Annotated in this window: 29 protein-coding genes; 3 read left to right on the top strand and 26 right to left on the bottom strand. The window is 45.0% G+C overall.

The features are described 5' to 3' along the window. Positions 1-63: 63 nt before the first annotated feature. The 26 genes from ssaQ to spiC all read right to left on the bottom strand — a co-directional run bounded on the left by ssaQ (position 64) and on the right by spiC (position 18755). On the bottom strand, positions 64-1032 hold the full coding sequence (ssaQ, locus tag ACFK9X_RS11340) for an SPI-2 type III secretion system cytoplasmic ring protein SsaQ (protein WP_000944191.1): 969 nt from the start codon (positions 1030-1032) through the stop codon (positions 64-66). Further along, the gene (gene ssaP, locus ACFK9X_RS11335) at positions 1013-1387 is read right to left on the bottom strand and encodes an SPI-2 type III secretion system apparatus protein SsaP (RefSeq protein WP_001223313.1); all 375 of its coding nucleotides are present in this window, start codon (positions 1385-1387) and stop codon (positions 1013-1015) included. Before ssaP ends, ssaQ begins: the two co-directional genes overlap by 20 nt. Further along, positions 1368-1745, bottom strand: coding sequence for an SPI-2 type III secretion system apparatus protein SsaO (ssaO, locus tag ACFK9X_RS11330; protein ID WP_000449089.1), 378 nt, complete (start codon positions 1743-1745; stop codon positions 1368-1370). Before ssaO ends, ssaP begins: the two co-directional genes overlap by 20 nt. A gap of 2 nt (positions 1746-1747) precedes the next feature. Beyond that, the gene (ssaN, locus tag ACFK9X_RS11325) at positions 1748-3049 is read right to left on the bottom strand and encodes a SctN family type III secretion system ATPase SsaN (RefSeq protein WP_000787213.1); all 1302 of its coding nucleotides are present in this window, start codon (positions 3047-3049) and stop codon (positions 1748-1750) included. Further along, positions 3039-5084 carry an SPI-2 type III secretion system apparatus protein SsaV gene (gene ssaV / locus ACFK9X_RS11320; RefSeq protein WP_001258221.1) on the bottom strand — a complete coding sequence of 682 codons (2046 nt, stop codon included), beginning with the start codon at positions 5082-5084 and terminating at the stop codon, positions 3039-3041. Before ssaV ends, ssaN begins: the two co-directional genes overlap by 11 nt. Then, positions 5069-5437 (bottom strand): SPI-2 type III secretion system apparatus protein SsaM, encoded by a 369-nt coding sequence (gene ssaM / locus ACFK9X_RS11315; RefSeq protein ID WP_151116461.1) that lies wholly within the window; start codon positions 5435-5437, stop codon positions 5069-5071. Before ssaM ends, ssaV begins: the two co-directional genes overlap by 16 nt. Before the next feature lie 57 nt (positions 5438-5494). Continuing rightward, positions 5495-6511 (bottom strand): SPI-2 type III secretion system apparatus protein SsaL, encoded by a 1017-nt coding sequence (ssaL, locus tag ACFK9X_RS11310; protein ID WP_151116459.1) that lies wholly within the window; start codon positions 6509-6511, stop codon positions 5495-5497. Then, entirely contained in the window at positions 6477-7151 is a 675-nt protein-coding gene (gene ssaK / locus ACFK9X_RS11305) for an SPI-2 type III secretion system apparatus protein SsaK (protein ID WP_000011201.1), read from the bottom strand. Before ssaK ends, ssaL begins: the two co-directional genes overlap by 35 nt. Then, a complete protein-coding gene (locus ACFK9X_RS11300) occupies positions 7148-7696 on the bottom strand; it encodes a type III secretion system domain-containing protein (RefSeq protein WP_001526945.1) in 549 nt (182 codons plus the stop codon). The genes ssaK and ACFK9X_RS11300 overlap by 4 nt, the downstream gene beginning before the upstream one ends. Positions 7697-7713: 17 nt before the next feature. Next, positions 7714-8463: an SPI-2 type III secretion system apparatus lipoprotein SsaJ gene (gene ssaJ / locus ACFK9X_RS11295; protein WP_000862874.1), complete on the bottom strand. Its 750-nt coding sequence runs from the start codon at positions 8461-8463 to the stop codon at positions 7714-7716. Further along, positions 8460-8708, bottom strand: coding sequence for a SctI family type III secretion system inner rod subunit SsaI (ssaI, locus tag ACFK9X_RS11290; protein WP_001574409.1), 249 nt, complete (start codon positions 8706-8708; stop codon positions 8460-8462). The genes ssaJ and ssaI overlap by 4 nt, the downstream gene beginning before the upstream one ends. 11 nt (positions 8709-8719) lie before the next feature. After that, a complete protein-coding gene (locus tag ACFK9X_RS11285) occupies positions 8720-9010 on the bottom strand; it encodes an EscG/YscG/SsaH family type III secretion system needle protein co-chaperone (protein ID WP_000444713.1) in 291 nt (96 codons plus the stop codon). Next, a complete protein-coding gene (ssaG, locus tag ACFK9X_RS11280; RefSeq protein WP_000350226.1) occupies positions 8988-9203 on the bottom strand; it encodes a type III secretion system needle filament protein SsaG in 216 nt (71 codons plus the stop codon). Before ssaG ends, ACFK9X_RS11285 begins: the two co-directional genes overlap by 23 nt. Before the next feature lie 93 nt (positions 9204-9296). Next, positions 9297-9986, bottom strand: a complete 690-nt coding sequence (gene sseG / locus ACFK9X_RS11275; RefSeq protein ID WP_151116457.1) for a pathogenicity island 2 effector protein SseG — start codon at positions 9984-9986, stop codon at positions 9297-9299. Then, the gene (sseF, locus tag ACFK9X_RS11270; protein ID WP_000690722.1) at positions 9983-10765 is read right to left on the bottom strand and encodes a type III secretion systems effector SseF; all 783 of its coding nucleotides are present in this window, start codon (positions 10763-10765) and stop codon (positions 9983-9985) included. The genes sseG and sseF overlap by 4 nt, the downstream gene beginning before the upstream one ends. A 15-nt stretch (positions 10766-10780) precedes the next feature. Beyond that, positions 10781-11215, bottom strand: a complete 435-nt coding sequence (gene sscB, locus ACFK9X_RS11265) for a SycD/LcrH family type III secretion system chaperone SscB (protein WP_151116455.1) — start codon at positions 11213-11215, stop codon at positions 10781-10783. 51 nt (positions 11216-11266) lie between these two features. Next, positions 11267-11683 (bottom strand): LcrR family type III secretion system chaperone SseE, encoded by a 417-nt coding sequence (gene sseE / locus ACFK9X_RS11260; RefSeq protein WP_000249606.1) that lies wholly within the window; start codon positions 11681-11683, stop codon positions 11267-11269. Positions 11684-11685: 2 nt separating this feature from the next. Then, on the bottom strand, positions 11686-12273 hold the full coding sequence (gene sseD, locus ACFK9X_RS11255; protein ID WP_151116453.1) for an SPI-2 type III secretion system translocon protein SseD: 588 nt from the start codon (positions 12271-12273) through the stop codon (positions 11686-11688). Positions 12274-12288: 15 nt separating this feature from the next. Then, the gene (gene sseC, locus ACFK9X_RS11250; RefSeq protein ID WP_151116451.1) at positions 12289-13743 is read right to left on the bottom strand and encodes an SPI-2 type III secretion system translocon protein SseC; all 1455 of its coding nucleotides are present in this window, start codon (positions 13741-13743) and stop codon (positions 12289-12291) included. A 16-nt stretch (positions 13744-13759) separates the two neighbouring features. Further along, positions 13760-14233, bottom strand: a complete 474-nt coding sequence (gene sscA, locus ACFK9X_RS11245; protein WP_000711025.1) for a SycD/LcrH family type III secretion system chaperone SscA — start codon at positions 14231-14233, stop codon at positions 13760-13762. After that, positions 14230-14820, bottom strand: a complete 591-nt coding sequence (gene sseB, locus ACFK9X_RS11240; RefSeq protein WP_151116449.1) for an SPI-2 type III secretion system translocon protein SseB — start codon at positions 14818-14820, stop codon at positions 14230-14232. The genes sscA and sseB overlap by 4 nt, the downstream gene beginning before the upstream one ends. 6 nt (positions 14821-14826) lie before the next feature. Then, a complete protein-coding gene (sseA, locus tag ACFK9X_RS11235; RefSeq protein WP_000972855.1) occupies positions 14827-15153 on the bottom strand; it encodes an SPI-2 type III secretion system chaperone SseA in 327 nt (108 codons plus the stop codon). A 263-nt stretch (positions 15154-15416) separates the two neighbouring features. Further along, a complete protein-coding gene (gene ssaE / locus ACFK9X_RS11230; protein WP_000210201.1) occupies positions 15417-15659 on the bottom strand; it encodes a YscE family type III secretion system co-chaperone SsaE in 243 nt (80 codons plus the stop codon). 7 nt (positions 15660-15666) lie between these two features. Then, complete coding sequence (gene ssaD, locus ACFK9X_RS11225; RefSeq protein WP_151116447.1) at positions 15667-16878, bottom strand: SctD family type III secretion system inner membrane ring subunit SsaD; 1212 nt, start codon at positions 16876-16878, stop codon at positions 15667-15669. Then, entirely contained in the window at positions 16859-18352 is a 1494-nt protein-coding gene (spiA, locus tag ACFK9X_RS11220) for an SPI-2 type III secretion system protein SpiA (protein ID WP_151116445.1), read from the bottom strand. The genes ssaD and spiA overlap by 20 nt, the downstream gene beginning before the upstream one ends. Before the next feature lies 1 nt (position 18353). Next, positions 18354-18755 (bottom strand): SPI-2 type III secretion system protein SpiC, encoded by a 402-nt coding sequence (spiC, locus tag ACFK9X_RS11215; protein ID WP_001539910.1) that lies wholly within the window; start codon positions 18753-18755, stop codon positions 18354-18356. A gap of 400 nt (positions 18756-19155) precedes the next feature. Between spiC and ACFK9X_RS11210 the strand changes: the two genes are divergently transcribed. The 3 genes from ACFK9X_RS11210 to ACFK9X_RS11200 all read left to right on the top strand — a co-directional run bounded on the left by ACFK9X_RS11210 (position 19156) and on the right by ACFK9X_RS11200 (position 23494). Next, on the top strand, positions 19156-21918 hold the full coding sequence (locus tag ACFK9X_RS11210) for a two component system sensor kinase (protein ID WP_151116443.1): 2763 nt from the start codon (positions 19156-19158) through the stop codon (positions 21916-21918). A 30-nt stretch (positions 21919-21948) separates the two neighbouring features. Next, positions 21949-22587, top strand: coding sequence for a two component system response regulator (locus ACFK9X_RS11205; RefSeq protein ID WP_151116441.1), 639 nt, complete (start codon positions 21949-21951; stop codon positions 22585-22587). Between the two features lie 178 nt (positions 22588-22765). Continuing rightward, entirely contained in the window at positions 22766-23494 is a 729-nt protein-coding gene (locus tag ACFK9X_RS11200) for a MerR family transcriptional regulator (protein ID WP_151116439.1), read from the top strand. Positions 23495-23515: the final 21 nt, after the last annotated feature.

The raw sequence follows: 23515 nt of genomic DNA, 5'->3' as shown, positions 1-23515 counted from the left end.
TATCTCTCATGACACGACCTGGAACGCTATTATATTGTTCGCATATTATTTTTCTTATCAGGTTTACGCTGTATTTTTGCAAAGATACCAACGTGTAATACGCACCATAAATTCATTGCCACAGGCAATCAACTCACCTTGCCCAATAATACGGTCATTTACTCTTATCGTCACCTCTGGCGCAAAACATCCACCTACAGGCAAAACGTCCCCCGTTTTAAGTTGTCGTAATTGTCCAATTTCCAGACTCGCACGTCCGATCTCAAAGAGCACCTGTTGTGGTATCTGCTCAAGTTCTACTGAAGATGTTCCGTCACTCTTTGACATTGGACTCCCTGACGCAAGTAGCGTTTCGATATCCTGGACTAATTCATCAAATTTCATCGTGTTATCCTCTGTCAGCAACACCCTCGCGTAGATCCCCCCAGGTAGTTGAATAGCAAAAAAACCGAGTCTGATGTCGCCAAAGCAATGAATCCGAACGCCCATGCCGATTTCGATAGACTCAAGTTCAATTAACGTAAGCTGGCACCAGCCTGAATATACAGGGACTACTACAGGAGGGGCAGGATAAATCTGTTGTCGCTCAGCAGAAAGCTCTCCGACTATATTGCGCAAAAAACCCGTTGGCCATGTAAAAATAATGCTATGGAACTCATGTTCTTCAACTGTCCATTTAATATGCAACGCTAGCTGATGTGGTAGATTACTGCAGGATGTTGGCGGTTCGTTCTGACAGAGGGTTGCATCACTGGCTTGCAATAACGGCGCCAGCCCCCATTCAGCTATTCCATATAGCAACTCAGGATCGATAGCCGATCGATTAGCGGTGCCAATTAACCCTTCACACCAGCGCTGCCAGCATTGTTCTGCAATCCACACCCTACCCAGCTCATTATGATAATTTATGGTAAATAATGTCCCTTGCTGTACTGGATATTGTTGCATACTCAATGTCAGCTCACCAATGGTAGCGCCTTGCGTTGGAAGTATCTCCACCCACGGACGCTCTTCATTCGCTATTCTTAACATAGAATATCTCCAGGGAAATTATATACCCCATATGCAACAACTGAGACTCCAGCCACTGCTTTAGCGCTTTCATCGAACGGTAAATTTCATGATGAGGGACATTGATTCTTAACTGGATTAGCCCCCCTGATTCACATACTTCACACTCTACACCGTCAAGATAACCGCCACTAACACGATAACGTTGCGTGAAAACCACGTTCTTGTTCAATGCTACAGGAGGATTATTCTCACCAATGGGTAATGCCTGGTGCATGAGTTGTTCAAAGTCCATACGTTCCGCCTCCGCCTCGTTCTCATCCTGATAAGACTGGCATGGCAACCCAAGACTTCCCTCAACTTTGGTAATACGCATCGCTTAATACCATAGTAATTTTTTCTTTCTTTTTCATAAGCGCATTAAAATTCTTCTGTAATTCGCTTCGCCGGGAGACAAGCTGCTGATACTGATTCTCTAACTGCTGCCGTTGCGTCAAAAAGCTCTGCGCCTGAGTGAATAACCCGGCCATTTGTTGTTTCTTATCCAACAATAAATGACAAGATAACGTACCTTGCCAGCCCATTAATTCTTTCAGTCTGGTAGACACTGCTAAAGCGCGCGTCTGGCAAATCTGCTGTTCCGTAATAATCGCCTGTTGCTGCTGATCAAGTACGGTAAGTTTGCCGCGTAATTGCTTTTCACGCCGCGCGATTATCTCCAGCAAAGTTTCCATGATCACTCGGTGAGTATTTGGTGTAATTTTTCTATGAGTAGCTCGGGTCCGCATACTTCATCCTTACTTTGTCGCAAAAATGTGCAAATATCCGGATAGGTATCAATGGCTTTGTCAGTATCTGTATCAACTCCTCGCTGGTATTCCCCAATGCGTATTAATAGTTCAACCTCCTGGTAAAGCGCCAGGCACCGTCGCAATATCGCCGCCAGTTGACGATGCTCATGGCTGGTAACGACTGGAAAAACGCGGCTGAGCGTTGCCAACACGTCAATGGCAGGATAATGCCCCCTCTCTGCAAGCCGCCGGGATAGCACAATATGTCCATCAAGTAGTGAACGGACTTCATCCGCCAACGGCTCATTCATATCATCGCCTTCCACCAGTACCGTATAAAATGCGGTAATACTGCCTTTTTCCCCCATTCCTGTACGTTCTAAAAGTCGTGGCAATGCACTAAATACGCCTGGCGGATATTCTCCAGAAACCGCGGTCTCTCCGGCGGCCAGAGCGATTTCCCGTGCGGCCCTGGCATAACGCGTCAGTGAGTCGGCAAGCAAGACGACTCGCTTTCCATTATCGCGAAAAAATTCTGCTATCGTGGTGGCCACAAACAGCGCCCTCACGCGCTCTAAGGCGGGTCTGTCAGAGGTTGCGACAACAATGACACAACGTTTTCGGGTCTCTTCAGACAGTGTAAAATCGATGAACTCGCGGACTTCTCGTCCACGTTCACCAATTAACACCAGAACATTGCTGTCTGCGTCTGGCGCATTACACAGCATCGCCAGAAGCGTGCTTTTCCCCACGCCAGGAGCAGAAAAAATACCCACTCGTTGCCCTTCGCCACAGGTCGCAACGCTATCAATAGCGCGAATCCCCGTCATTAATGGTTGAGTGATAGGCTGTCGAACCATTGCGGGAGGAGGCATTGCATCATAGTCTTTCCAGCAGACGTCGGGCAGTTCGCGGCCATCAAGGGGACGACCAAAACCATCAATGACTCGCCCTAATAACGCTTCGCCCACAGGAACCTGATGGCGTCGCCTTAAGGCCATCACTTGCTGCCCGCAGTGAAGTCCGATAGTACTCGTAAAAGGAGATAGCAAAGCTTTACTGCCATTAATCCCCACGACTTCAGCAAGTTCTTCTCCAGGCTTTATACAGCACAACTCGCCCATAAATACCCCAGGCAACCACGCATTTAACAACGTTGCGCTGACATCCTGAATTCGGCCCCATCGACAATAACCATCGGGGGGCGGATATTTCAGCCTCAGACGTTGCATCAATTCATTCTTCATTGTCCGCCAACTCCTCTTCGCTAAGGTCAATACTTTCTACCACTTGTATAAGGCTCTCCTCTCCTAATTCCTGCCATGACAAAATCGGTACGTCGAACAAGGTGGCTTCTGTAATTTTTCGCAAGAAACGTCGGGTGTCGACAGAAGTGACAATGAATAATTTGGCTGACTGCTTCAGCGCCTGCTCGATAAGTTGCAGGATCTGCGTCTTATGACGAGACGACAGCGCAGTATAGGTCCCCATTGCCGTCTGGCGAATGGATTCACGCACGAGGTTCTCAATACCTTCGCCGATCCGCAAAATCGGCAGCGGTTTTCCTTCCGGATTAAGACGACGCAGAATATGACGGCGAAGCGCGATACGGACATACTCTGTCAACATCAGGACATCTTTTTCACGTGGCGCCCAATCAATTAAGGTGCCGAAAATAAGACGTAAATCTCTAATAGAAACCCGCTCTGATACAAGCCGTTGCAAAGTTTCAGCGATTTTATTAATGGGTAACTGGCGCTGAAGCTCTTTCACCAGCTCAGAGTAGTTTTTTTCCATCGCATTCATTAGATAACGCGTTTCCTGAACACCAATAAACTCTCCCATATGGCGAAGCAGGACACATTTTAATAAGGCAGAGATACGTTGGCTGCCCGCGAAAACGTCCAGTCCAAAACCTTGCGCCTTATGGGCCATGTCTTTTGTAAGCCAACAGATCTGCCCCATCCCGTTCGGTAACGTCTGGCTGTCACCCACCACACTAGCGTCCGCGCCTATCAATAAATAATCCGCCTGGGCGGGAATAGATAAACTAAATACGGGTTCCTGATATAGCAGTACCGTCAATTTTTCGGTGGGTTCAGGCAAAACCTCAATGTTCACCTCAGGGAGAGGAACGCCGGTATCCTCAAATAAAAACCATCTCATGGCGTCAATATCACGAATCAGGTCGGCAGAATGTAACGTCGGGGTAAGACGTAAGATTAGAGGACATGCGCCGGGAACCATACTATCTTTTTCCGGTGCTTCGACGCCATTTGCGGAAACCACAGACTTTTTGCGGCGAATGAGGATAATTGGCAATGCTAACAACGCTGAAAAGAAAGCGAGAGTGATAAAAGGAAAGCCAGGAATTAAAGCGAGGAGCATTAAAACCACAGCGGTTAATATGAGCGACTGAGGTTGTCTGGCAATTTGAGAACTCAACTCTGTCGCCAGGTTCTGGCGTTTCTCACCCGGAACACGGGTGACAATAATTCCCGCGCTAAGGGAAATCAGCAGCGATGGAATTTGCCCACATAAACCATCTCCGATTGACAGTACGCTATAAGTGTGAACAGCCTCACTCATCGACATATCATATTGCACGATAGCGATAATGATACCGCCGATAATGTTCACCAGAACAACAATAATACCGGCAATCGTATCGCCTTTAACAAATTTCATCGCACCGTCCATCGCACCGAGAAAGCGGCTTTCCTGCTGGACGTGCTGTCTTAATGTACGGGCATGGTCTGCATCGATAACTCCGGCACGCAAATCGCCATCGATACTCATTTGTTTGCCTGGCATCCCATCAAGCGAGAAACGTGCGCTAACTTCCGCCACCCTCTCGATACCTTTTGTAATGACAATAAACTGCACGATAGTAATGATGGTAAATACGACCAACCCAACGGTGAGATTTCCTCCTACGACAAACTTACCGAAAGCATCCACAATATTACCGGCATTATGTTGTAACAGTACCAGCCGTGATGTGCTGATTGTGAGTGACAAACGATATAATGTAGTAATAAGTAATAAAGACGGAAATACCGATAAATCGAGAGGGTCACTAAGATAAATAGCAATTAAGAGCAGGATCACTGAAAACATAAGGTTGATAGTAATCAGGATATCAACCATCCAGGTCGGTAAAGGTAACAGCATCATCACAATAGCGATTAATAACACCGTCGCCAGAACCATATCCTGCCGACCCGCGCATACACTGAGCCACTGTTGCGCCCTGATTCCCTCACCTAACCATGAACGCATTGCGACTCCAGAAATTTTATTTGTCGATGATGTAATCGTAACCAGAGCTCGGCGGAGCTGGAAAGAGGTGGAGAACAACTCATTGCAAGCGCATCGCGCAACAAAAATAATCGTTGAGGAATACCCTGGAACGCTGCGGGTTTCCAGTTAGCCAACGCTTTAAAAAGCAGTTCTTCGTCTAAGAAGGTTTGCTTGAGTATCTGACATAAGTGAATACGACCGTTATGATAGTTTAGATAGGTTTCATATTGTCCTTGCCGCCAGAACATATTGGTTGCTAAAGGCCGTTCAGCTAATCCTGCTAATTGAATAAAAAGCTGAATATTACGTTCAGTAATGAGATCCCAATCCATCCTGCCGCCTCATGATGAGCCAGAACGCCAATTCACCTAAATATTGAAAGCCAGGTATCAGAATAAAACCTGATTTACCTTTACTTCACGAAGCGTTTCGAGAATTTGTTCACGTTGATCTTCGTCGTTAAAACAGTTATCGGGTATCAGCATAAACTGCGCATCAAGTTGTTGGAGTAACCGATTGAACATCTTCGATGAAGAAACTATAGCGGTAAGTCTATCAAGCAACCAATCACTGAAAAGCCAACGCTCACAAATGATATCGAGTAGTAGCGGCAGTAATGTATTAGGCGGCAACTGGCAAATCCACTCCTCATGCTGGCACTCTTTTTCAAGGCCAAGGAATAACAACAAACGACGCAAACGTACTAATGCTGCGGCCAAACGACTTTGCTCCGAAGGTTCGATGCATATGCTAAGTTCAAAGGCTATTGCTCTTAGCAAAATACGGACCCGTTCACAGCGATCCGGCCAGTCTGCCACGCGTCTGAACCACTGCGATAAGGGCATTTCATCGTTGTCTATCGCCTGTTGCATAAAACGCTTCAGCGAGGACAGCGTAGCGGTATCCACTTCGCCAAGTTCCAGTAAACTAAAAACGGCAAGTTCCCATCCCTCCTCCGCTGTAAGCGTATCCAGTTGCGATTGCAAATCGCGTTTTTTCTTTTTTGACAACCCGCCGGCAGTAAGCGCCATTGCAAGAGCGAGAATTTGATACGCATTCTGTAAATCAGGATCACTATTCTCTTCGGTAAGCGGACGCAACGTTGCCCCATTATCCTCCTGTATTTGTTTTATCAAACGCAGCAAAGCCTGCTGTCTGCGCTCCAGTTTCTCAGCATCCGTGAATTTATAATTTTCGCGCAGTTTACCACTCAGCGCCATTCCTATTTCTTCCATCGTCTCATAGAGCGCTGCCCCCGTCGTTTCCTGTAACTCCTGGAGAGCTAACATTGAAGGCGAAATAACCTCTTGTTCCTCTATAACCTGGCCAGGGGTAAATGCTGTAGGGGGCGTCATTTTTATCTCATTAATTTTAATATTCATCGCTACCTCTTTTATCTTCACCATTACGTAACCATTTCAGTAACGCGTTGAAATGACGAGAAAGTGAAAATTCAACGGCATATCGTGTTGAGGAAAGTTCAGCCTGATCGGGAGAGAAACCAGGCTCGATAATCAACGTAAACCGCTTGCCAAAAGTTTCTCGCATCAATGCCTCTTTTTCAGGATGAATACGCAAATAAAGCGCTCCCTCTTCCGCCATAGCCGTGGCCTGGCGTGCCAGACGATGGCACATAACACTGTCTACCGACTGTTGGTCGAACCAGGCCAACAGAACCTGTTCTATACTATTTTTAATATGATGCGCTGCGTGATCGACCAATGAACGAAATTGATTTTCATCGTCTTGTAAATGTTTTACATGCTGTTCCAGCCATTCCACTTCCATTTTTTCCAGCGTATTTTTACGCAAGCACGCTAGTTCTTGTTGCTGCTCAACTTTCTGTTCACGCTGATAACGATAGGCGTCTCGGATGATTTTTTCAGCCTTACGGTAAGCGGAGCTCACAATAGCATGTGAAACTCTCTTAGCTTGTTGCTCTTGCGCAAATAAAGTTAATTGTAATGTTATCCACTGTGACTCAATAATATTTCGAGCGGGTAGCTTATGGTTAATTTCCGTCAGAGGAAGTGAAGTAAAACTCATAGCAAATGCTCCATGAAGATAATCTCGGTAAGAGAAGTCTTCGGCCAAAGTATACGCTGCGGAGGGGGTAATAATACTAATAGCGCATGTAAAACCGCATCGTCATGCGCTTCCCGATTAAGAATGGCGGTACCGATCTGCAATGCAGTTTGTTGCATCACTTGCGGAGGAAGTAATTTGCCATCTCTTTGCCCCAACCAACCATATAGCTGCCAGATCTCATCCTCGCTAAACCACTGTAGAAGCAATTGCCGATACTCTGGTAGCATAAAATAGTCACTACACCTGAGTTTGAATAATCCCAGCCCAAAGGCAAATGCCGATATACGCGGCGCAAGACGAACCTGCCGTTTTTGCCTGTCATTTAAACAGGCTGGAATAACAGAGCTTCCTCTTAGTCTATTTAACGCTCTGTCAAGAAGACGATCCAACTCGGGCCGATCGCCATAACGCCAGCAGTTTGAAAGATGAAAGCCCAGCTTATCCAGCCATTCCGGTACAGCGTAACGAGCAGGTTGCCAGAAATAACGATAAAGTTGCAACACCTCGGGATCAGGTCGGCTCAAAAACGGCGTCTCAGGCAAAAATAGCCGATCAGGATGCCCACTCCTAATAACAGTCCTGTCAACGATAACATCAACGGATAAGGGTATTTCATCAACCACTTCACCACCTTCCCTTTATTGGCGTTGATAACGTCCATAATCCAGAATGTTTGTCTCGCGGGTACGTCAGCTACCATTCTGAATTCAGCAGGCTGCATCAAGATACTAATCTTACTGTATTGCAACCCAGGGATTGACATCTCTATTAAATCCTTAATTTTTACCCGAAAGGCCTCCATATTGACCTGTGGTGAATATTTTATAAATACGGCAACTGAGCTCGGAGAAGCGTTACTTCCCTCATCATAAGTCGGTAGCGCAATGGTCACTTTTGCATTAATTACGCCCTCCATCTGACTCAGCATTCCTTCAATTCTTTGTTCTTTTAAAAAATTAATCTTCTGCTGTTCTTCCTGGGGTGATACCACTAACTGATTAGCCGGAAACATCTTATCCGCCGTTGTAAACTGACGATGCGGATAACCGTTAAGTCTAAGTAGCTCAACCGCATTAATAAACTGCGACTGCTCGACACGTAAGGTAACACCGTCCTCTTCCTGTTTTTTTTCCGCATCAATATGATGCTGCATAAGTAATGCCAGCATTTGATTCGCCTCATCCTCTGGCAATGAGCGATAAAGATCCACATCACATGCCGTAAGAAAGAACGTAAGGACAGTAAGAAATACTATACGATGAACCTTCATGCCATGTTATCCAGCTTATTAAGCGCTTGCGATGCTGCGCCTGATATTCTGGCAAGATAATCGACGCCTACCGTTAACTGCATATAATCCATTTGTCTGGTCAACATAACCTGCGGTAATAAAGCACTGGCGTTACTGGTGGATGCTTCATCTTTCAGCAATTGTTCAAAAAAATTAATTTGCTCCTGGCTCGGTTCTGCAGAGGACTTTACATAAGATTGAGTGCTTACAGGCACTACGCTCATATCAGAAATATTCAATTTTCAAACCCCTCATTTGGTGCAGGAAATAACAGACGCAGCGCCATAGCCTCTGGCAAATCAATATCCGATAAAATTTTCGCGGCTTTTAGCGGCTCATTTAAACCCGCCAACAATAATGCCAGACATACCAACTGTAATTTTTTATCCGGAACAATAACCGTTAGCGCTGGTAACATCGCATGTACCTGGGAAATCAGGCTATGGTTAACGCCCGCAAACATGATTTCCAGCAGCAACCGTCGAACATCGTCGCTAATAACTTCAGATTTTAGCAATGATTCCACTAAGCATATCCTTGATCATTTTGATCAGTGAACTTTCGTAATTAATAAATGTAGAATACTGCTGTAAGGCAAATTGCGCTTTAATCATCGATTCTGGGTTGAGCAAATCATTACCATTCATTTTGTCATTAATGGCCTGGCCTGCCTGGTGCGCCATGTGGGAGAGCATATCCACTAATTGTGCAATATCCATAATGCTTTTCCTTAAAATAAATACATCGTAAGGATACTGGCAACATAGCAAAATTTAGAAAGCAATGAACATCCGGTATATACCTGAAAACGATTACTCCGGCGCACGTTGTTCTGGCGTTACCTGAGCCAGCAAACGATATAATGGGCTGCTGACCTGCATACCGGTCATTGCCATCCCATCCATACCGAAGCGAGTAAAACTCATTAGTCCATAGGTAATATCATTAAGACGCTCTAATAAATGAGGCTGTAGTCCCAAACTACCACTCCAGTATGAATGCGTCATTACCGTCGCGGTTAAGGCTAATCTACCGCCCAGGGAGACGGCTTTAGCAATCGCCATGCTTTTGCGTTGATTGACAAAACAATTAGCAATACAAAAAACGGCATTGACTATACTGTCGTGAGCCATAGGCAAATGATGTTTATGATGGTAGATAAGACAGGCGACATCCGCAATGGCAATAGCAAGGCCAATTCCCGCCAGGGCTAAGAGCGGTGCGCCTCCACCACTTAGCACTGTTAATGCTATTCCAGCGGAACAGCATAAAATCTGTCCGCCCAAAATGACCGTTTGCCAACTAAAAATTTCTTTTGGAAAACACTCTATCACTCGTTTCGCAAGTCCGGCCAATACCCGCTCTTTTCCTTGTTGAGGTCCTATTCTACCACTCTCCATATTGGTTTCCGGATGTGGCAATGAAGGACATGGAGGTGATTCCTCAGGCGCGTTAACAGGACGTTGCCCTCCTACCTGAGCATTTGGGCTAACAGGTTTCATGGTTCTCCCCGAGATGTATGATCAGAACTGTCCATTAATGCAGGTGTAGTAGCAGATTGACAGAGCGCTGCCATTTGTTCCGCCAATAACACACTGGGATCGGCATGAAGTTCATCAACAGAATTTTCCTGATCGTCGCCAGAGGGGCGGGCAAGGCAATAATCCAGTACCGCACCTATCGCCATCAGGCTAACGGAGGTAATTACACTCCCCATGTCCAAAGAGGCCGCTATATTTTCAGCGGCGGGCAGTGGAAACTGTAGGGATAAAACCAACATAGAAATAGCGATTCCTGAACGTATTAATAAAGAAAGACAATTAGCAAGGGTGTTAGCGCAGTTAAGACTTGCCCCACATTTTAAGGCCAGCGCACTGACCACAAGAGCAACGCTATCACTGGCGGTTTGTAACGGCTCCTTTTGCTGACATATCAATTGATAATTATGATACGCACAGCAAGCATCCCCAATAGCAATCACGAGCGCCGCCCCCGCAAGAATAGCAATGGGTAATCCTGCCCCGCCAGAAATTACCGCTGCAGCGACCGATAATCCAAACACGACTGTCGCACCCAGCGCACGAATCGTGTATTGCATAAAATGTATCGCATAATCCCTCTGCTGCCTTATTTGTTCAGGCGTAAGCACCACAGGAACTGTAGGGGTGCCAGGGGCTGGAATTTCAGGGGGAGGAAACGATACCTCCTTCGCTTGTATATCGGAAGGAGGACTATTACCATCGACTATATTACTTGCCGCTGACGGAATATGAATTTTCATATTTCGTTCTGTTATTTAAGCAATAAGAGTATCAACCATTATTTGCGCATTCTGGCGAATCTCACTCCATGAGGCATCCGCATAACTCATCTTTATTGCGGTTTGAAAAGCCTCGCTCGCCAACCCGGGTTCCCCCATCATTTTGAGACAGACGCCCGTTTGGTAAACCGGCTCTGGATGGCTGGCATCCAGCATCAAGGCATGTCCATAGAAATTAATGGCCGTCGTGTATTCTTTAAGCATCATCCAGGTGCCAGCTAATGCAATATGGGCACGCCAACTCCATGGCTGGGCCATCACCAGCCAACTAAAATCGATTACGGCGCGCGAATAATCCCCCTCCTGCCATGAGGCGTAACCACTGGCATAAACGGTTTCCGGATCAACGGATAATAGCTGTTTCAGAATGTCTTCGGGTATTTTATTTTTCTGATCTTCTTTCATCATCATACCTATTGATTGTTATTTTCACGTGATAATGATTTACGTCAGGAAGGTCATTTAAAAACGTCGCTGGATAAGATGCTCGGCGGATAAAACTGTCCAGTTATCGCCATCAAGCTGTGTAAAGGTCGCTCCCATTACTGTCAGGATGCGCAATAATTTCCTGCGTAGCATGGCTTTTTTTTCATCCAGAACGTCGGTGATTATCAACATCTTTAAACATGTTAACTGCGGGTGATGCACAAATATCCCGCGTAAAAGTCCCAGTAAGTGAAACAATTGCTGTGGTCGAGGTTGCCCGGGCGTCAGGCGCCTGAACTCACAAATAATCATTTCTTTTGCCTCAATACGATAGATCACCAGGTAAGGCGATAATATAAACTGCTGCCCAAGTAATATGGCGGTCTCCCCTAAATATGCAGGCTCAGTAAACACCTGATGCCGACGCAACCATTGCTCTATTTCTTGCACCATGTTTACCTCGTTAATGCCCGGAGTATTTCAGCAAGAACCGTGACCAGTGACGACCCCACGCCGATGATTTGCTGCATAATTTCAGTTGCTTTCTCCATAATTTCCGTCAGGGATTTATTATAAGATTGGGCCCCATTTTGTTGCAGGTCGGCAATCGCTTTATCTTGATCACTTTGACGTTGCGCTACACCAACCCCCAGGCCCATGACGCCCCCAGCTGTGTGGCCTACGGCTTGACCCGCCATAAGACCGGTTTCCCCGCCTACGGCCCCTAATCCTATCGTCAGCACACCCGACAACATTGCGCCACCCGCAGTAATCATTGATGCTCTAAACGCTTCATCAATTGTTTTCATTTGCGTCTGTAAAACATTGACTTGCAGTTCCCAGGCCAGCCGTTGTTTTTCTACGTTATAGCTGCGCATGATATCGCGCAGCTTTTTGGCAAGCTCCATTAGCTTCATCCAGATATCATCAAATAACAGAAGCATTGATTCAGTACCCATTCCCTCCCCGGAGGGAGATGGAGTGGAAGAAGGTGTTAACAAGGAAGGCGCTGGTAATACCAGTGCTACGTTACTCGCTTCCATATTTTTATCCTCAGATTAAGCGCGATAGCCAGCTATTCTCGCCTGAACGCTACTATAGTGATCAATGGTATCTAATACATCTCTAAGCGCGGCACCGCTCCCCTTATAAAGCTCCTCTAAGCGTTTTTGTTCTATCTTTTTCTGGTTTTCTGTTTGTTGCATTATGAAATCCAGAAACCGTTGCTGAGTTATTAATTGCTCTATTTTCTTTTCGATCTTCGCTTTTTCTGTGTTAACCATGCCAGTATTCATCTGACTGGCGCCCTCGGTTGCACATCTGATAGCCTGTAAGCCTTTAAATGAACAATCCCTCAGTAAGGTATACAGGATTTTTTTGAACATATTGAAGAGAACTTTATTACGGAATTTTTTTAACAGGAACTTTCCACCTTCTTGCACACATTTTTCCAGGGCTTCTTTTGCCGCTTCTTTTGCCATGGCTTTCACCCCCTCTTTCGTAAAGCTTTTTCCCGCGCTTCGCGTCATATTATTTTCTACGTTACGAGAAAACTCGGCAGCCTCCTCTGCCATCTCATTCGCCATAGCCATTTCACGTTCAAGCGGCTCAAATTGTTTGGAAAAACTTTCGCTCACTTCTTCGCCAAACTTTTCAGCCAACTCCTCTATTTCTGCTTCCCCTGCACCTACCATACGCTCAACCACTTCCTCTCCAAAACCGGAGTCAAGCACTTTTGCAGCTGCGCCAGATAAACCTCTCGTCGCCATAAAAGCACGGCCAATCTGGAAAACATCCAGTGCCAGCGCGACGGCTTCACAACCAAATTGAATCTTACTTGTCACGTCAATAATTGCCTGACAGGTATCGTGGTCAGCACCGCACATCATTGCCGTTTCGGCTCCGGCTTTAACCATTCCTGCACAACCTGCGGCTATATAAGCTACGCCGCTAGCCATTTCTGCGGGATTACCGGACAGAAAACCCTCCACAACTTTTAAGGCGCCAATCACAGTTTCAAATATGCCGGTAATCCAGTCAAAAATAGCGCCAAAAATGCCCGCTTTACGCGCTTTATCCTCCTGCTCTATCGCTTTCTGGATCTGCTCCTGATACTCCTTTACCTGCTTATCACGTAATGCATTTTGCACCTCAGTTGCCCGCTCAAGCTGTTGGCATAACGATTGAGCGTTATTACCAAAAACGCTGAGTATTAATGTCGTCATCAACATTGATAAAACCGCGGGATTGGTCTGCAAAAAGTCAGGCAATGATGGACGCTTATGATTTCCGGGTACGGCATCAAGCAGTTGCCTCAACGCATTGCTTGCCTCCTGAAGACTAATTTTCCCTGATAACAGGCACGCGGCGTTGCCATCGCCAAAAGTAGAATTCACTCGATGCTGGCGCTTTCCCAGCGAACCCGAGGAAACGCAACTGACATTGCTTAAGTGATGATGTGTTAAGGCGGTTACTCCTGCGGCGCTGTCGCTATTACTGTGAATTCGATTCATTTTTAGCTCCTGTCATTTAGCTCCTGTCAGAAAGTTGCTGTAACATCTTTTCTGCACGCTGTCGGAGAATTTGATGTTCACTGACCTCGCCGCAAATACGCACCACGGCCTTTAACGCTTTGATTGCATAACAGACGTTATCACACGCGAGATAGCATTCCGCTGCGGCCCATGGCGCCTGCGGCGCATCAATCTTAATTTGTGCCGCGCGTCCATAAGCGTATATCGCTTCCCCCCAATGTTTTTGAGCCTGGCAGCATTCCCCTAACCGAAACCAGTAGTCAAATGACCAGGCATCATATATCGTCAACAATTGAAAAAGTCGCGCTGCGCCGGCGAACTCTTTTACCTCCATAAGCTGCATGGCATAGCGATACAGAGTATTAAGCGGCTGTGTAACATCGTCATCCAACAACATACGCAGCGAGCCGCCACGCCGGAAAAATCGCATCGTGTCATGTGCCTGTTGTAGGGTCGGGTCTTTTTTCATGAGTACGTTTTCTGCGCTATCATACTGGAAATTTCCCCCCACTTACTGATAAGCCCCGTCAGTTGGGTAAGGACAGCGTTAAGCTCCTGAGACATTTTTTGAATTGTTATCTGCCCTTGACTCATAAGATCGGTATTCCGGTTGGCGTCATTATCCAAAGCCGCTTTGATCGCCTGTAGGCCACCTTTATCCAGCTTCCCATGATCGCCATATTTAGCCATATAATCATCAATGGTCATACCATCGATGAGAATACCATGATCACGCATGTATTTAATTACATCCTCAGGCACCTCCTCTTTGGTTTTAGCATCCCCTTTGGCTGCTTTAGCAATCACCTCATCCATCTCATTTGACTTTTCCTGGGTATTTCTGGCACGTTCAGCGTTCTTCTGGACTTCAATAAATTTATTATTTGCGATATCCTGAATAACCATAAGGAGAATAAGCAAAACACCATACCCTTCGGCAAACGGATTTTGCTGGGATAAGTCATCCTGGCTCCCGGTATCAGCGTTGCTGACGCCGAAGCTATTTTTAAACACAATAGGGTTTTGACTTCCCCATAAGATGTTTCCTGAAGACATTATGCTTTACCTTTTTGTTTTTCCTGACGGTATCTCCACCGGGGCTTGAGCATTAAGTTGTTTCAGTCGTACTTCAAGTTGTTTAAACAAACTTACTATTTTCTTTAAATCCTTCTCGGCCTCCTGGTTAACACCGGCAACGCCTTGTGGAAATAGGTTATGAAGAATACTCTCTGTCTCTCTGCTCTTTTTGGGGCTCTCTGCCCTTTCAGCAAGCTGTTGACTCACCTTAGCCCGGATTTGGTGAAATTTTTTAAGACAGTGATTTAGCTGCATGTAACTTTGCTCTAAATCACGATATTCACTAAACGCAGCCTTTTTCTTTATCATCATTCCCCTCCATATACACGATAGATAATTAACGTGCTAACTAAGAGCCTATCCCATTAGGGCTATTTTACTTGCCATTTTGGACCTGGGCAGTGCTCGCCAAAACGCGTTAGCGTTTTGAACGCCGCTAGCGGCGGCCCGAAGGGCGAGCGTAGCGAGTCAAACCTCACGTGCTACGTGTACGCTGCGGTTTTTGCACGCTGTCCGTGTCCAGGCTGGCTGCGCCAATTAACGCCTGGTGGGATAGGCTCTAAGATATTTTTACTTTACTCTTGCTCACTCACTACAAGTGCGCTGTTATGGTAACGATAATAAATAATGTTGATGATATTTTCGGCCTGCTCGATCGCTTCAAGCAATAAGGTGTTTTGCTGATATTGCTGCGGATCCTTTAACTTACCGTTGTTCTCTTCTAACTGTTTCCGGGCAGCCCTTAATTGTAAAATTATGCCTTTGGCCTCTTCACGCGAATGAAGCAGCAAATCTTCTAACCGGGTCAGAGTTGTCATTTTCCACTCACTTAAAATCTAATGGATAGTTAATCAAAGTATCATGATGTTTAATCGTTACCACATCGGCACTCAGATGGACAATTTCTCCTCCATTGGGTAACAATGCCCCTACACGTAAACGCTCTTTATTCGTCAGTAATAAGTAATTACCATGGCGACTCTGTACAAAGCCAGCCACTGGCGCGGGCAGATACTTGCTTTCATCATGAGAAGGCGCAATATCCTGATAAATTAAAGAAAGAGCGGGGTCCTTTTTCTTTAATGCTGCTAACGTTTCTTGCAAAATGCGTTGATGAGATTCATCCAGTACACCACTGATAACAAAAGAGCGCCGCATTGGCGTAACATTGACAAGCCCCACTAAACCGTTCTCTATTATCGCAGAAATAATATCATCCCCCTGAGACTGATGAGAGTGACTAATCTGCCAGTGCAATAACCCGGGAATATCTGCAAGTAATGGTTGAACCTTACGCCATTGCTGATCCATTTGTATATCATCATGAATTAACACGCTCCCCGGCCCTTCGCTGGATACTTCAGCATGCGGGTAACCCATTTTTATCAAAACATCCTGCACCTCTCGTATCAATAAGTCATCACAGATTACACCATCCCGATACATGACCCCCCATGATTCGAGAGTCGCTCTCACCTTTTGCATCTGTTCGCTTGACGAGCAATAACCGGACAACTGCAGGCTTCCATCTTCTTTCCATTGCGCCCGCACATAATGAATATTGCTTTTGTCTAATAAAAACTTAACCCGCAAAGGTAAGTCATTTACCGTTTCAGGCTGACCACTAATACTTAACAGGACACCCATTCCACCGATGAAAATCAAGAATACGCCAGCCAACCACCAGTACCCTGATCTGGAAACGGGTATTTGATAATCAGCAAGTTCACAATCCTGTTTACCAAACGCGATAGCCACTCCCGCAACCTGCAAAACCCCACTGGATGGTAGCGGCTTATTTGGATTAAATCTGCGACCATTAACTCTAACTCTGGCTTTCCCGGCATCAACATATAAACTATCTGCCTGTTCTCTCAGAATAATTTTTTCATTTATAGCCAGCGGAATACAAATATCGCATCCCTTCTCCCCCAGTGACAGGTTACCTTCATTCAGCCATACTTCCCGGCCTTGTAAAACGTGACCTAAAAAACGTATTTTCCAGGAACTCTTTGGATTAACCATGAGATATGCCATTATTTACTACTGAGGCTTTAATCAAAAAAAGCCTGATTACACTATGTACTTGAGTCGTATCATTGCGAAACAAATGACCTACAACAGGAATATCGCCCAATAAAGGGATTTTGTTTTGCGAGTGGATTTGTTTACCTTGTTTAAACCCTCCCAGCAATAGACTTTGTCCGGCCAATAATGTGGCCTGCGAAGCAATTTCAGAATTTTGCACTTCGGGCAGCGGGTCTGTTTCGCTTTGCGTATCACTTTGTTGTCCATCCTGAATATTAAGATTAAGCATTATTTTTTGCGTGCCATTGTCATTTAACAAGCGAGGTGTAACGCGTAACAAAGAGCCCGTAGTGATGGATTCAAGTTTAGCCACTTTTTCTCCCTGCAGTTTGGTATAGAAAGTAATATTTTTATCCAGCACAGCCTGGATATTATTTAAAGTCACCACAGATGGCTGGGAAAGTACATAAGCCTGAGAGCTTTTTTCCAGGGCATTCAAACGCACCATAAAGTTTGAGGTATCGCTGATTACCGTTGAAAAACCACTAGCACCACCGTCATTCAAACCTGTATTGAACGCAATTTTCTTGCCACCCAGCGACACTGCCGTTCCCCAGTCGATGCCTAACTGGTTAATATCTCCAGCATTAACATCGATAATTTTCACCGAAATCTCTATCATCTGCTGGCGTTGATCTAATTCTGTGATGAGTTTCCGATACCCGGCCATATTGGCCGCATAATCACGAACGATCACTGCATTCTGGCGTGGGTCGGCAGCAAACATGGGCAATGCCTGTGTAGCGGGTGAACCATTGTTCGTCGATGACGTCGGGACGCTGGTTTTACTCATCTCACGCAATACACTAACGACCCCTGGAACCACGACGGACTGATCGCGATATTGGTATTGGGTATCCATCGCAGTGGCATACTTAAGCGTGTATATACTTACACTCACCGCACTGTCTGTTCGTTTGATTAACGCATTATCCAGCACGGAAGCTAATTGACTAATACGAGTCAGACAGCTGGGAACACCGCTCACCTCCACAGCTCTGGTACCGGTAATTTCTTTAACCTCGCATCCCGGTGATGAAAGGATATTCTGGCTGCGTAAGTAATGAATGAACCGTCCAGTAGATAAAATATTGAAAGTGATAACCTGATGTTTTAATAACGATGCAGGATATACATATAACATGCTGCCATCAAACCAGGTAAGCAAATCATATTGTGCTGCCAGGTTATTCAAAATATCGACTGGTGGTCCAGGCGGAATTTTTCCACTAAATGTAGCTGTTATCAATGGGCTAATAGTAATAGCCGTATCATAGTTCTCTGAGAGCAGATGTAAAACCTCTGCTAATGGCATTTGTCTGGCATAAAGGGTGAAGTCATTACCTTTCCATGATAACTCATCACTCTTTACTGTATTGAGTATAAATAGTAAAATTAAGATTAAACGTTTATTTACTACCATTTTATACCCCACCCGAATAAAGTTTATGGTGATTGCGTATTACATTTTTTAAAATGCAAGCTAAAGCCAGGTGTTTTTCTATCTCAATAGCAATAAGCTCAGAGCTACTACTTGTGGTATAATAACCGTTTAACCATCCCCCATCCGCTGTGAGCTGTATAGCATAATCATGGACGTCCGGGTGTGCTGCAAGCAGTAGTGTCACATAGGCAAGACAAGGCTTAGGTAAGCTTTCCAGGTCATTTAAGAACAAAGAAATAGAAAATGCTTCTGAGAAGATTTCTCCTCTGGCAGGATGCCCATCAATAGTCATTATCCAGGATCGGCTATTACCTTCGGCCCTGATATCCTGAATTAATGGAATGCCTTTTAAAACTGCCAGCATGAATCCCTCCTCAGACATAAATGGGAGTTTCTATCAAATTCGCTCACAACCACATCCGTAAAAAGCCTGATTCACATTTATTTCGACTATACTCTTCTTGTACAATATCAGGATGCTGTCTACATATACCTTGTCACAGGCGATTCTATCATTCGGATTTTCCGATAAATTCACAATTACACTCTCAGCATTGACATAAAAAATTACAATTTGAAAAATTATTTATTAAATAAACTGTTACGATGTTTTTACATCGCCATCTTATTAAAAAGTAATTGTAGTCATCGACTGGGTTATATATGAAGACATTTATCTTCCTAATGATAACACCATCGATTAATCTTCTGATGAAACTATATGTACTGCGATAGTGATCAAGTGCCAAAGATTTTGCAACAGGCAACTGGAGGGAAGCATTATGAATTTGCTCAATCTCAAGAATACGCTGCAAACATCTTTAGTAATCAGGCTAACTTTTTTATTTTTATTAACAACAATAATTATTTGGCTGCTATCTGTGCTTACCGCAGCTTATATATCAATGGTTCAGAAACGGCAGCATATAATAGAGGATTTATCCGTTCTATCCGAGATGAATATTGTACTAAGCAATCAACGGTTTGAAGAGGCTGAACGTGACGCTAAAAATTTAATGTATCAATGCTCATTAGCGACTGAGATTCATCATAACGATATTTTCCATGAGGTGAGCCGGCATCTATCTGTCGGTCCTTCAAATTGCACGCCGACGCTAAACGGAGAGAAGCACCGTCTCTTTCTGCAGTCCTCTGATATCGATGAAAAAAGCTTTCGTCGCGATAGTTTTATTCTTAATCATAAAAATGAGATTTCGTTATTATCTACTGATAACCCTTCAGATTATTCAACTCTACAGCCTTTAACGCGAAAAAGCTTTCCTTTATACCCAACCCATGCCGGGTTTTACTGGAGTGAACCAGAATACATAAACGGCAAAGGATGGCACGCTTCCGTTGCGGTTGCCGATCAGCAAGGCGTATTTTTTGGGGTGACGGTTAAACTTCCCGATCTCATTACTAAGAGCCACCTACCATTAGATGATAGTATTCGAGTATGGCTGGATCAAAACAACCACTTATTGCCGTTTTCATACATCCCGCAAAAAATACGTACACAGTTAGAAAATGTAACGCTGCATGATGGATGGCAGCAAATTCCCGGATTTCTGATATTACGCACAACCTTGCATGGCCCCGGATGGAGTCTGGTTACGCTGTACCCATACGGTAATCTACATAATCGCATCTTAAAAATTATCCTTCAACAAATCCCCTTTACATTAACAGCATTGGTGTTGATGACGTCGGCTTTTTGCTGGTTACTACATCGCTCACTGGCCAAACCGTTATGGCGTTTTGTCGATGTCATTAATAAAACCGCAACTGCACCGCTGAGCACACGTTTACCAGCACAACGACTGGATGAATTAGATAGTATTGCCGGTGCTTTTAACCAACTGCTTGATACTCTACAAGTCCAATACGACAATCTGGAAAACAAAGTCGCAGAGCGCACCCAGGCGCTAAATGAAGCAAAAAAACGCGCTGAGCGAGCTAACAAACGTAAAAGCATTCATCTTACGGTAATAAGTCATGAGTTACGTACTCCGATGAATGGCGTACTCGGTGCAATTGAATTATTACAAACCACCCCTTTAAACATAGAGCAACAAGGATTAGCTGATACCGCCAGAAATTGTACACTGTCTTTGTTAGCTATTATTAATAATCTGCTGGATTTTTCACGCATCGAGTCTGGTCATTTCACATTACATATGGAAGAAACAGCGTTACTGCCGTTACTGGACCAAGCAATGCAAACCATCCAGGGGCCAGCGCAAAGCAAAAAACTGTCATTACGTACTTTTGTCGGTCAACATGTCCCTCTCTATTTTCATACCGACAGTATCCGTTTACGGCAAATTTTGGTTAATTTACTCGGGAACGCGGTAAAATTTACCGAAACCGGAGGGATACGTCTGACGGTCAAGCGTCATGAGGAACAATTAATATTTCTGGTTAGCGATAGCGGTAAAGGGATTGAAATACAGCAGCAGTCTCAAATCTTTACTGCTTTTTATCAAGCAGACACAAATTCGCAAGGTACAGGAATTGGACTGACTATTGCGTCAAGCCTGGCTAAAATGATGGGCGGTAATCTGACACTAAAAAGTGTCCTCGGGGTTGGAACCTGTGTCTCGCTAGTATTACCCTTACAAGAATTCCAGCCGCCTCAACCAATTAAAGGGACACTATCAGCGCCGTTCTGCCTGCATCGGCAACTGGCTTGCTGGGGAATACGCGGCGAACCACCCCACCAGCAAAATGCGCTTCTCAACGCAGAGCTTTTGTATTTCCCCGGAAAACTCTACGACCTGGCGCAACAGTTAATATTGTGTACACCAAATATACCAGTAATAAATAATTTGTTACCTCCCTGGCAGTTGCAGATTCTTTTGGTTGATGATGCCGATATTAATCGGGATATCATCGGCAAAATGCTTGTCAGCCTGGGACAACACGTCACTGTTGCCGCCAGTAGTAACGAGGCTCTGACTTTATCACAACAGCAACGATTCGATTTAGTACTGATTGACATTAGAATGCCAGAAATAGATGGTATTGAATGTGTACAATTATGGCACGATGAGCCGAATAATTTAGATCCTGACTGCATGTTTGTGGCGCTATCCGCTAGCGTAGCGACAGAAGATATTCATCGTTGTAAAAAAAATGGGATTCATCATTACATTACCAAACCAGTGACGTTGGCTACCTTAGCTCGCTATATCAGTATTGCCGCAGAATACCAACTTTTACGAAATATAGAGCTACAGGAGCAGGATCCAAGTCGCTGCTCAGCGCTACTGGCGACAGATGATATGGTCATTAATAGCAAGATTTTCCAATCACTGGACCTCTTGCTGGCTGATATTGAAAATGCCGTATCGGCTGGAGAAAAAATCGATCAGTTAATTCACACATTAAAAGGCTGTTTAGGTCAAATAGGGCAGACTGAATTGGTATGCTATGTCATAGACATTGAGAATCGCGTAAAAATGGGGAAAATCATCGCGCTGGAGGAACTAACCGACTTACGCCAGAAAATACGTATGATCTTCAAAAACTACACCATTACTTAATATTATCTTAATTTTCGCGAGGGCAGCAAAATGAAAGAATATAAGATCTTATTAGTAGACGATCATGAAATCATCATTAACGGCATTATGAATGCCTTATTACCCTGGCCTCATTTTAAAATTGTAGAGCATGTGAAAAATGGTCTTGAGGTTTATAATGCCTGTTGTGCATACGAGCCTGACATACTTATCCTTGATCTTAGTCTACCTGGCATCAATGGCCTGGATATCATTCCTCAATTACATCAGCATTGGCCAGCAATGAATATTCTGGTTTACACAGCATACCAACAAGAGTATATGACCATTAAAACTTTAGCCGCAGGTGCTAATGGCTATGTTTTAAAAAGCAGTAGTCAGCAAGTTCTGTTAGCGGCATTGCAAACAGTAGCAGTAAACAAGCGTTACATTGACCCAACGTTGAATCGGGAAGCTATCCTGGCTGAATTAAACGCTGACACGACCAATCATCAACTGCTTACTTTGCGCGAGCGTCAGGTTCTTAAACTTATTGACGAGGGGTATACCAATCATGGGATCAGCGAAAAGCTACATATCAGTATAAAAACCGTCGAAACACACCGGATGAATATGATGAGAAAGCTACAGGTTCATAAAGTGACAGAGTTACTTAACTGTGCCCGAAGAATGAGGTTAATAGAGTATTAACCAGGGGCGTCCGATGATATTAAGCATTGGTCATATTTTGATGAGCCTTACGCCACGCAGTATTGCTCATCATCGACAAAATCCATACGGATGCCTTGGTATGCCGCACCATTTATCACTACCTTAGTCTTCATTTGATCATGATATAGTAGAATCCCCTTATTTAACGGGCTTTACCATGTCGTATTCTATCGGCGAATTTGCCAGACTATGCGGTATCAATGCCGCCACGCTAAGGGCATGGCAGCGACGCTATGGTTTATTGAAACCGCAGCGTACTGATGGCGGGCATCGCTTATACAGCGATGACGATATTCGACAAGCGCTTAGCATCCTCGACTGGGTGAGAAAAGGCGTACCGATAAGCCAGGTCAAACCCTTACTGTCGCGTCCGGTCATTCGCCTGGGCGATAACTGGATAACGATCCAGGAGACGATGCTCCAACATCTCCACGAAGGGCGAATTGACGCGCTGCGGCAGTTGATTTATGACTGTGGCCGGGAATATCCTCGCGCAGAACTGGTGACCCATTTATTGCGTCCGTTGCGCAGCAAAGTGTCCGCGCACCTTCCCGCCGTGATGACGCTGCGCGAAATACTGGATGGCATCATTATTGCCTACACCTCTTTTTGCCTTGAAGGCGACAGAAAAGCGCCTAGCAACAATGCCTTTATTAGCGGATGGCATCTCTCGGATCACTGTGAAATCTGGCTGGAAGCGTTGACTCGTACCGGACAAGAGCTGCGGCTCAATGTGCTTCCCTCTCCACCAGCCGTGCTGGCGCCCGAGCTGTTCGCCCAGAGAAAATGGTTCCTGGTGACCACCGGAAAGCTCACTGCCGGACAGAAAAAACAGCTTGCCCAGTGGCGCAACGTGGTCGCTTCGCTGGAGGTTATCACACTATAAGCGCTGAAATAGATTTCTTCC

This window comes from Salmonella sp. WC3 (assembly GCF_042932255.1).
Classification (GTDB): Bacteria; Pseudomonadota; Gammaproteobacteria; order Enterobacterales; family Enterobacteriaceae; genus Salmonella; species Salmonella enterica.
Note: the sequence above shows the minus strand (reverse complement) of the source record. Positions and strands in the feature narration are given on the sequence as shown.

Coding starts and splice junctions, on each gene's coding strand:
- ACFK9X_RS11210 (WP_151116443.1), top strand. CDS start 19,156: ATGAATTTGCTCAATCTCAAGAATACGCTGCAAACATCTTTAGTAATC.
- sseG (WP_151116457.1), bottom strand. CDS start 9,986: ATGAAACCTGTTAGCCCAAATGCTCAGGTAGGAGGGCAACGTCCTGTT.
- spiA (WP_151116445.1), bottom strand. CDS start 18,352: ATGGTAGTAAATAAACGTTTAATCTTAATTTTACTATTTATACTCAAT.
- sseC (WP_151116451.1), bottom strand. CDS start 13,743: ATGAATCGAATTCACAGTAATAGCGACAGCGCCGCAGGAGTAACCGCC.
- sseB (WP_151116449.1), bottom strand. CDS start 14,820: ATGTCTTCAGGAAACATCTTATGGGGAAGTCAAAACCCTATTGTGTTT.
- ssaP (WP_001223313.1), bottom strand. CDS start 1,387: ATGCGTATTACCAAAGTTGAGGGAAGTCTTGGGTTGCCATGCCAGTCT.
- ssaV (WP_001258221.1), bottom strand. CDS start 5,084: ATGCGTTCATGGTTAGGTGAGGGAATCAGGGCGCAACAGTGGCTCAGT.
- spiC (WP_001539910.1), bottom strand. CDS start 18,755: ATGTCTGAGGAGGGATTCATGCTGGCAGTTTTAAAAGGCATTCCATTA.
- sseD (WP_151116453.1), bottom strand. CDS start 12,273: ATGGAAGCGAGTAACGTAGCACTGGTATTACCAGCGCCTTCCTTGTTA.
- sscA (WP_000711025.1), bottom strand. CDS start 14,233: ATGAAAAAAGACCCGACCCTACAACAGGCACATGACACGATGCGATTT.
- sseA (WP_000972855.1), bottom strand. CDS start 15,153: ATGATGATAAAGAAAAAGGCTGCGTTTAGTGAATATCGTGATTTAGAG.
- ssaM (WP_151116461.1), bottom strand. CDS start 5,437: ATGGATTGGGATCTCATTACTGAACGTAATATTCAGCTTTTTATTCAA.
- ssaK (WP_000011201.1), bottom strand. CDS start 7,151: ATGAGTTTTACTTCACTTCCTCTGACGGAAATTAACCATAAGCTACCC.
- ssaG (WP_000350226.1), bottom strand. CDS start 9,203: ATGGATATTGCACAATTAGTGGATATGCTCTCCCACATGGCGCACCAG.
- sseE (WP_000249606.1), bottom strand. CDS start 11,683: ATGGTGCAAGAAATAGAGCAATGGTTGCGTCGGCATCAGGTGTTTACT.
- ssaD (WP_151116447.1), bottom strand. CDS start 16,878: ATGGCATATCTCATGGTTAATCCAAAGAGTTCCTGGAAAATACGTTTT.
- ssaI (WP_001574409.1), bottom strand. CDS start 8,708: ATGAGCGTAGTGCCTGTAAGCACTCAATCTTATGTAAAGTCCTCTGCA.
- ssaO (WP_000449089.1), bottom strand. CDS start 1,745: ATGGAAACTTTGCTGGAGATAATCGCGCGGCGTGAAAAGCAATTACGC.
- ACFK9X_RS11200 (WP_151116439.1), top strand. CDS start 22,766: ATGTCGTATTCTATCGGCGAATTTGCCAGACTATGCGGTATCAATGCC.
- ssaE (WP_000210201.1), bottom strand. CDS start 15,659: ATGACAACTCTGACCCGGTTAGAAGATTTGCTGCTTCATTCGCGTGAA.
- ACFK9X_RS11205 (WP_151116441.1), top strand. CDS start 21,949: ATGAAAGAATATAAGATCTTATTAGTAGACGATCATGAAATCATCATT.
- ssaJ (WP_000862874.1), bottom strand. CDS start 8,463: ATGAAGGTTCATCGTATAGTATTTCTTACTGTCCTTACGTTCTTTCTT.
- ssaL (WP_151116459.1), bottom strand. CDS start 6,511: ATGGTGAAGATAAAAGAGGTAGCGATGAATATTAAAATTAATGAGATA.
- sscB (WP_151116455.1), bottom strand. CDS start 11,215: ATGATGATGAAAGAAGATCAGAAAAATAAAATACCCGAAGACATTCTG.
- ssaQ (WP_000944191.1), bottom strand. CDS start 1,032: ATGTTAAGAATAGCGAATGAAGAGCGTCCGTGGGTGGAGATACTTCCA.
- ssaN (WP_000787213.1), bottom strand. CDS start 3,049: ATGAAGAATGAATTGATGCAACGTCTGAGGCTGAAATATCCGCCCCCC.
- sseF (WP_000690722.1), bottom strand. CDS start 10,765: ATGAAAATTCATATTCCGTCAGCGGCAAGTAATATAGTCGATGGTAAT.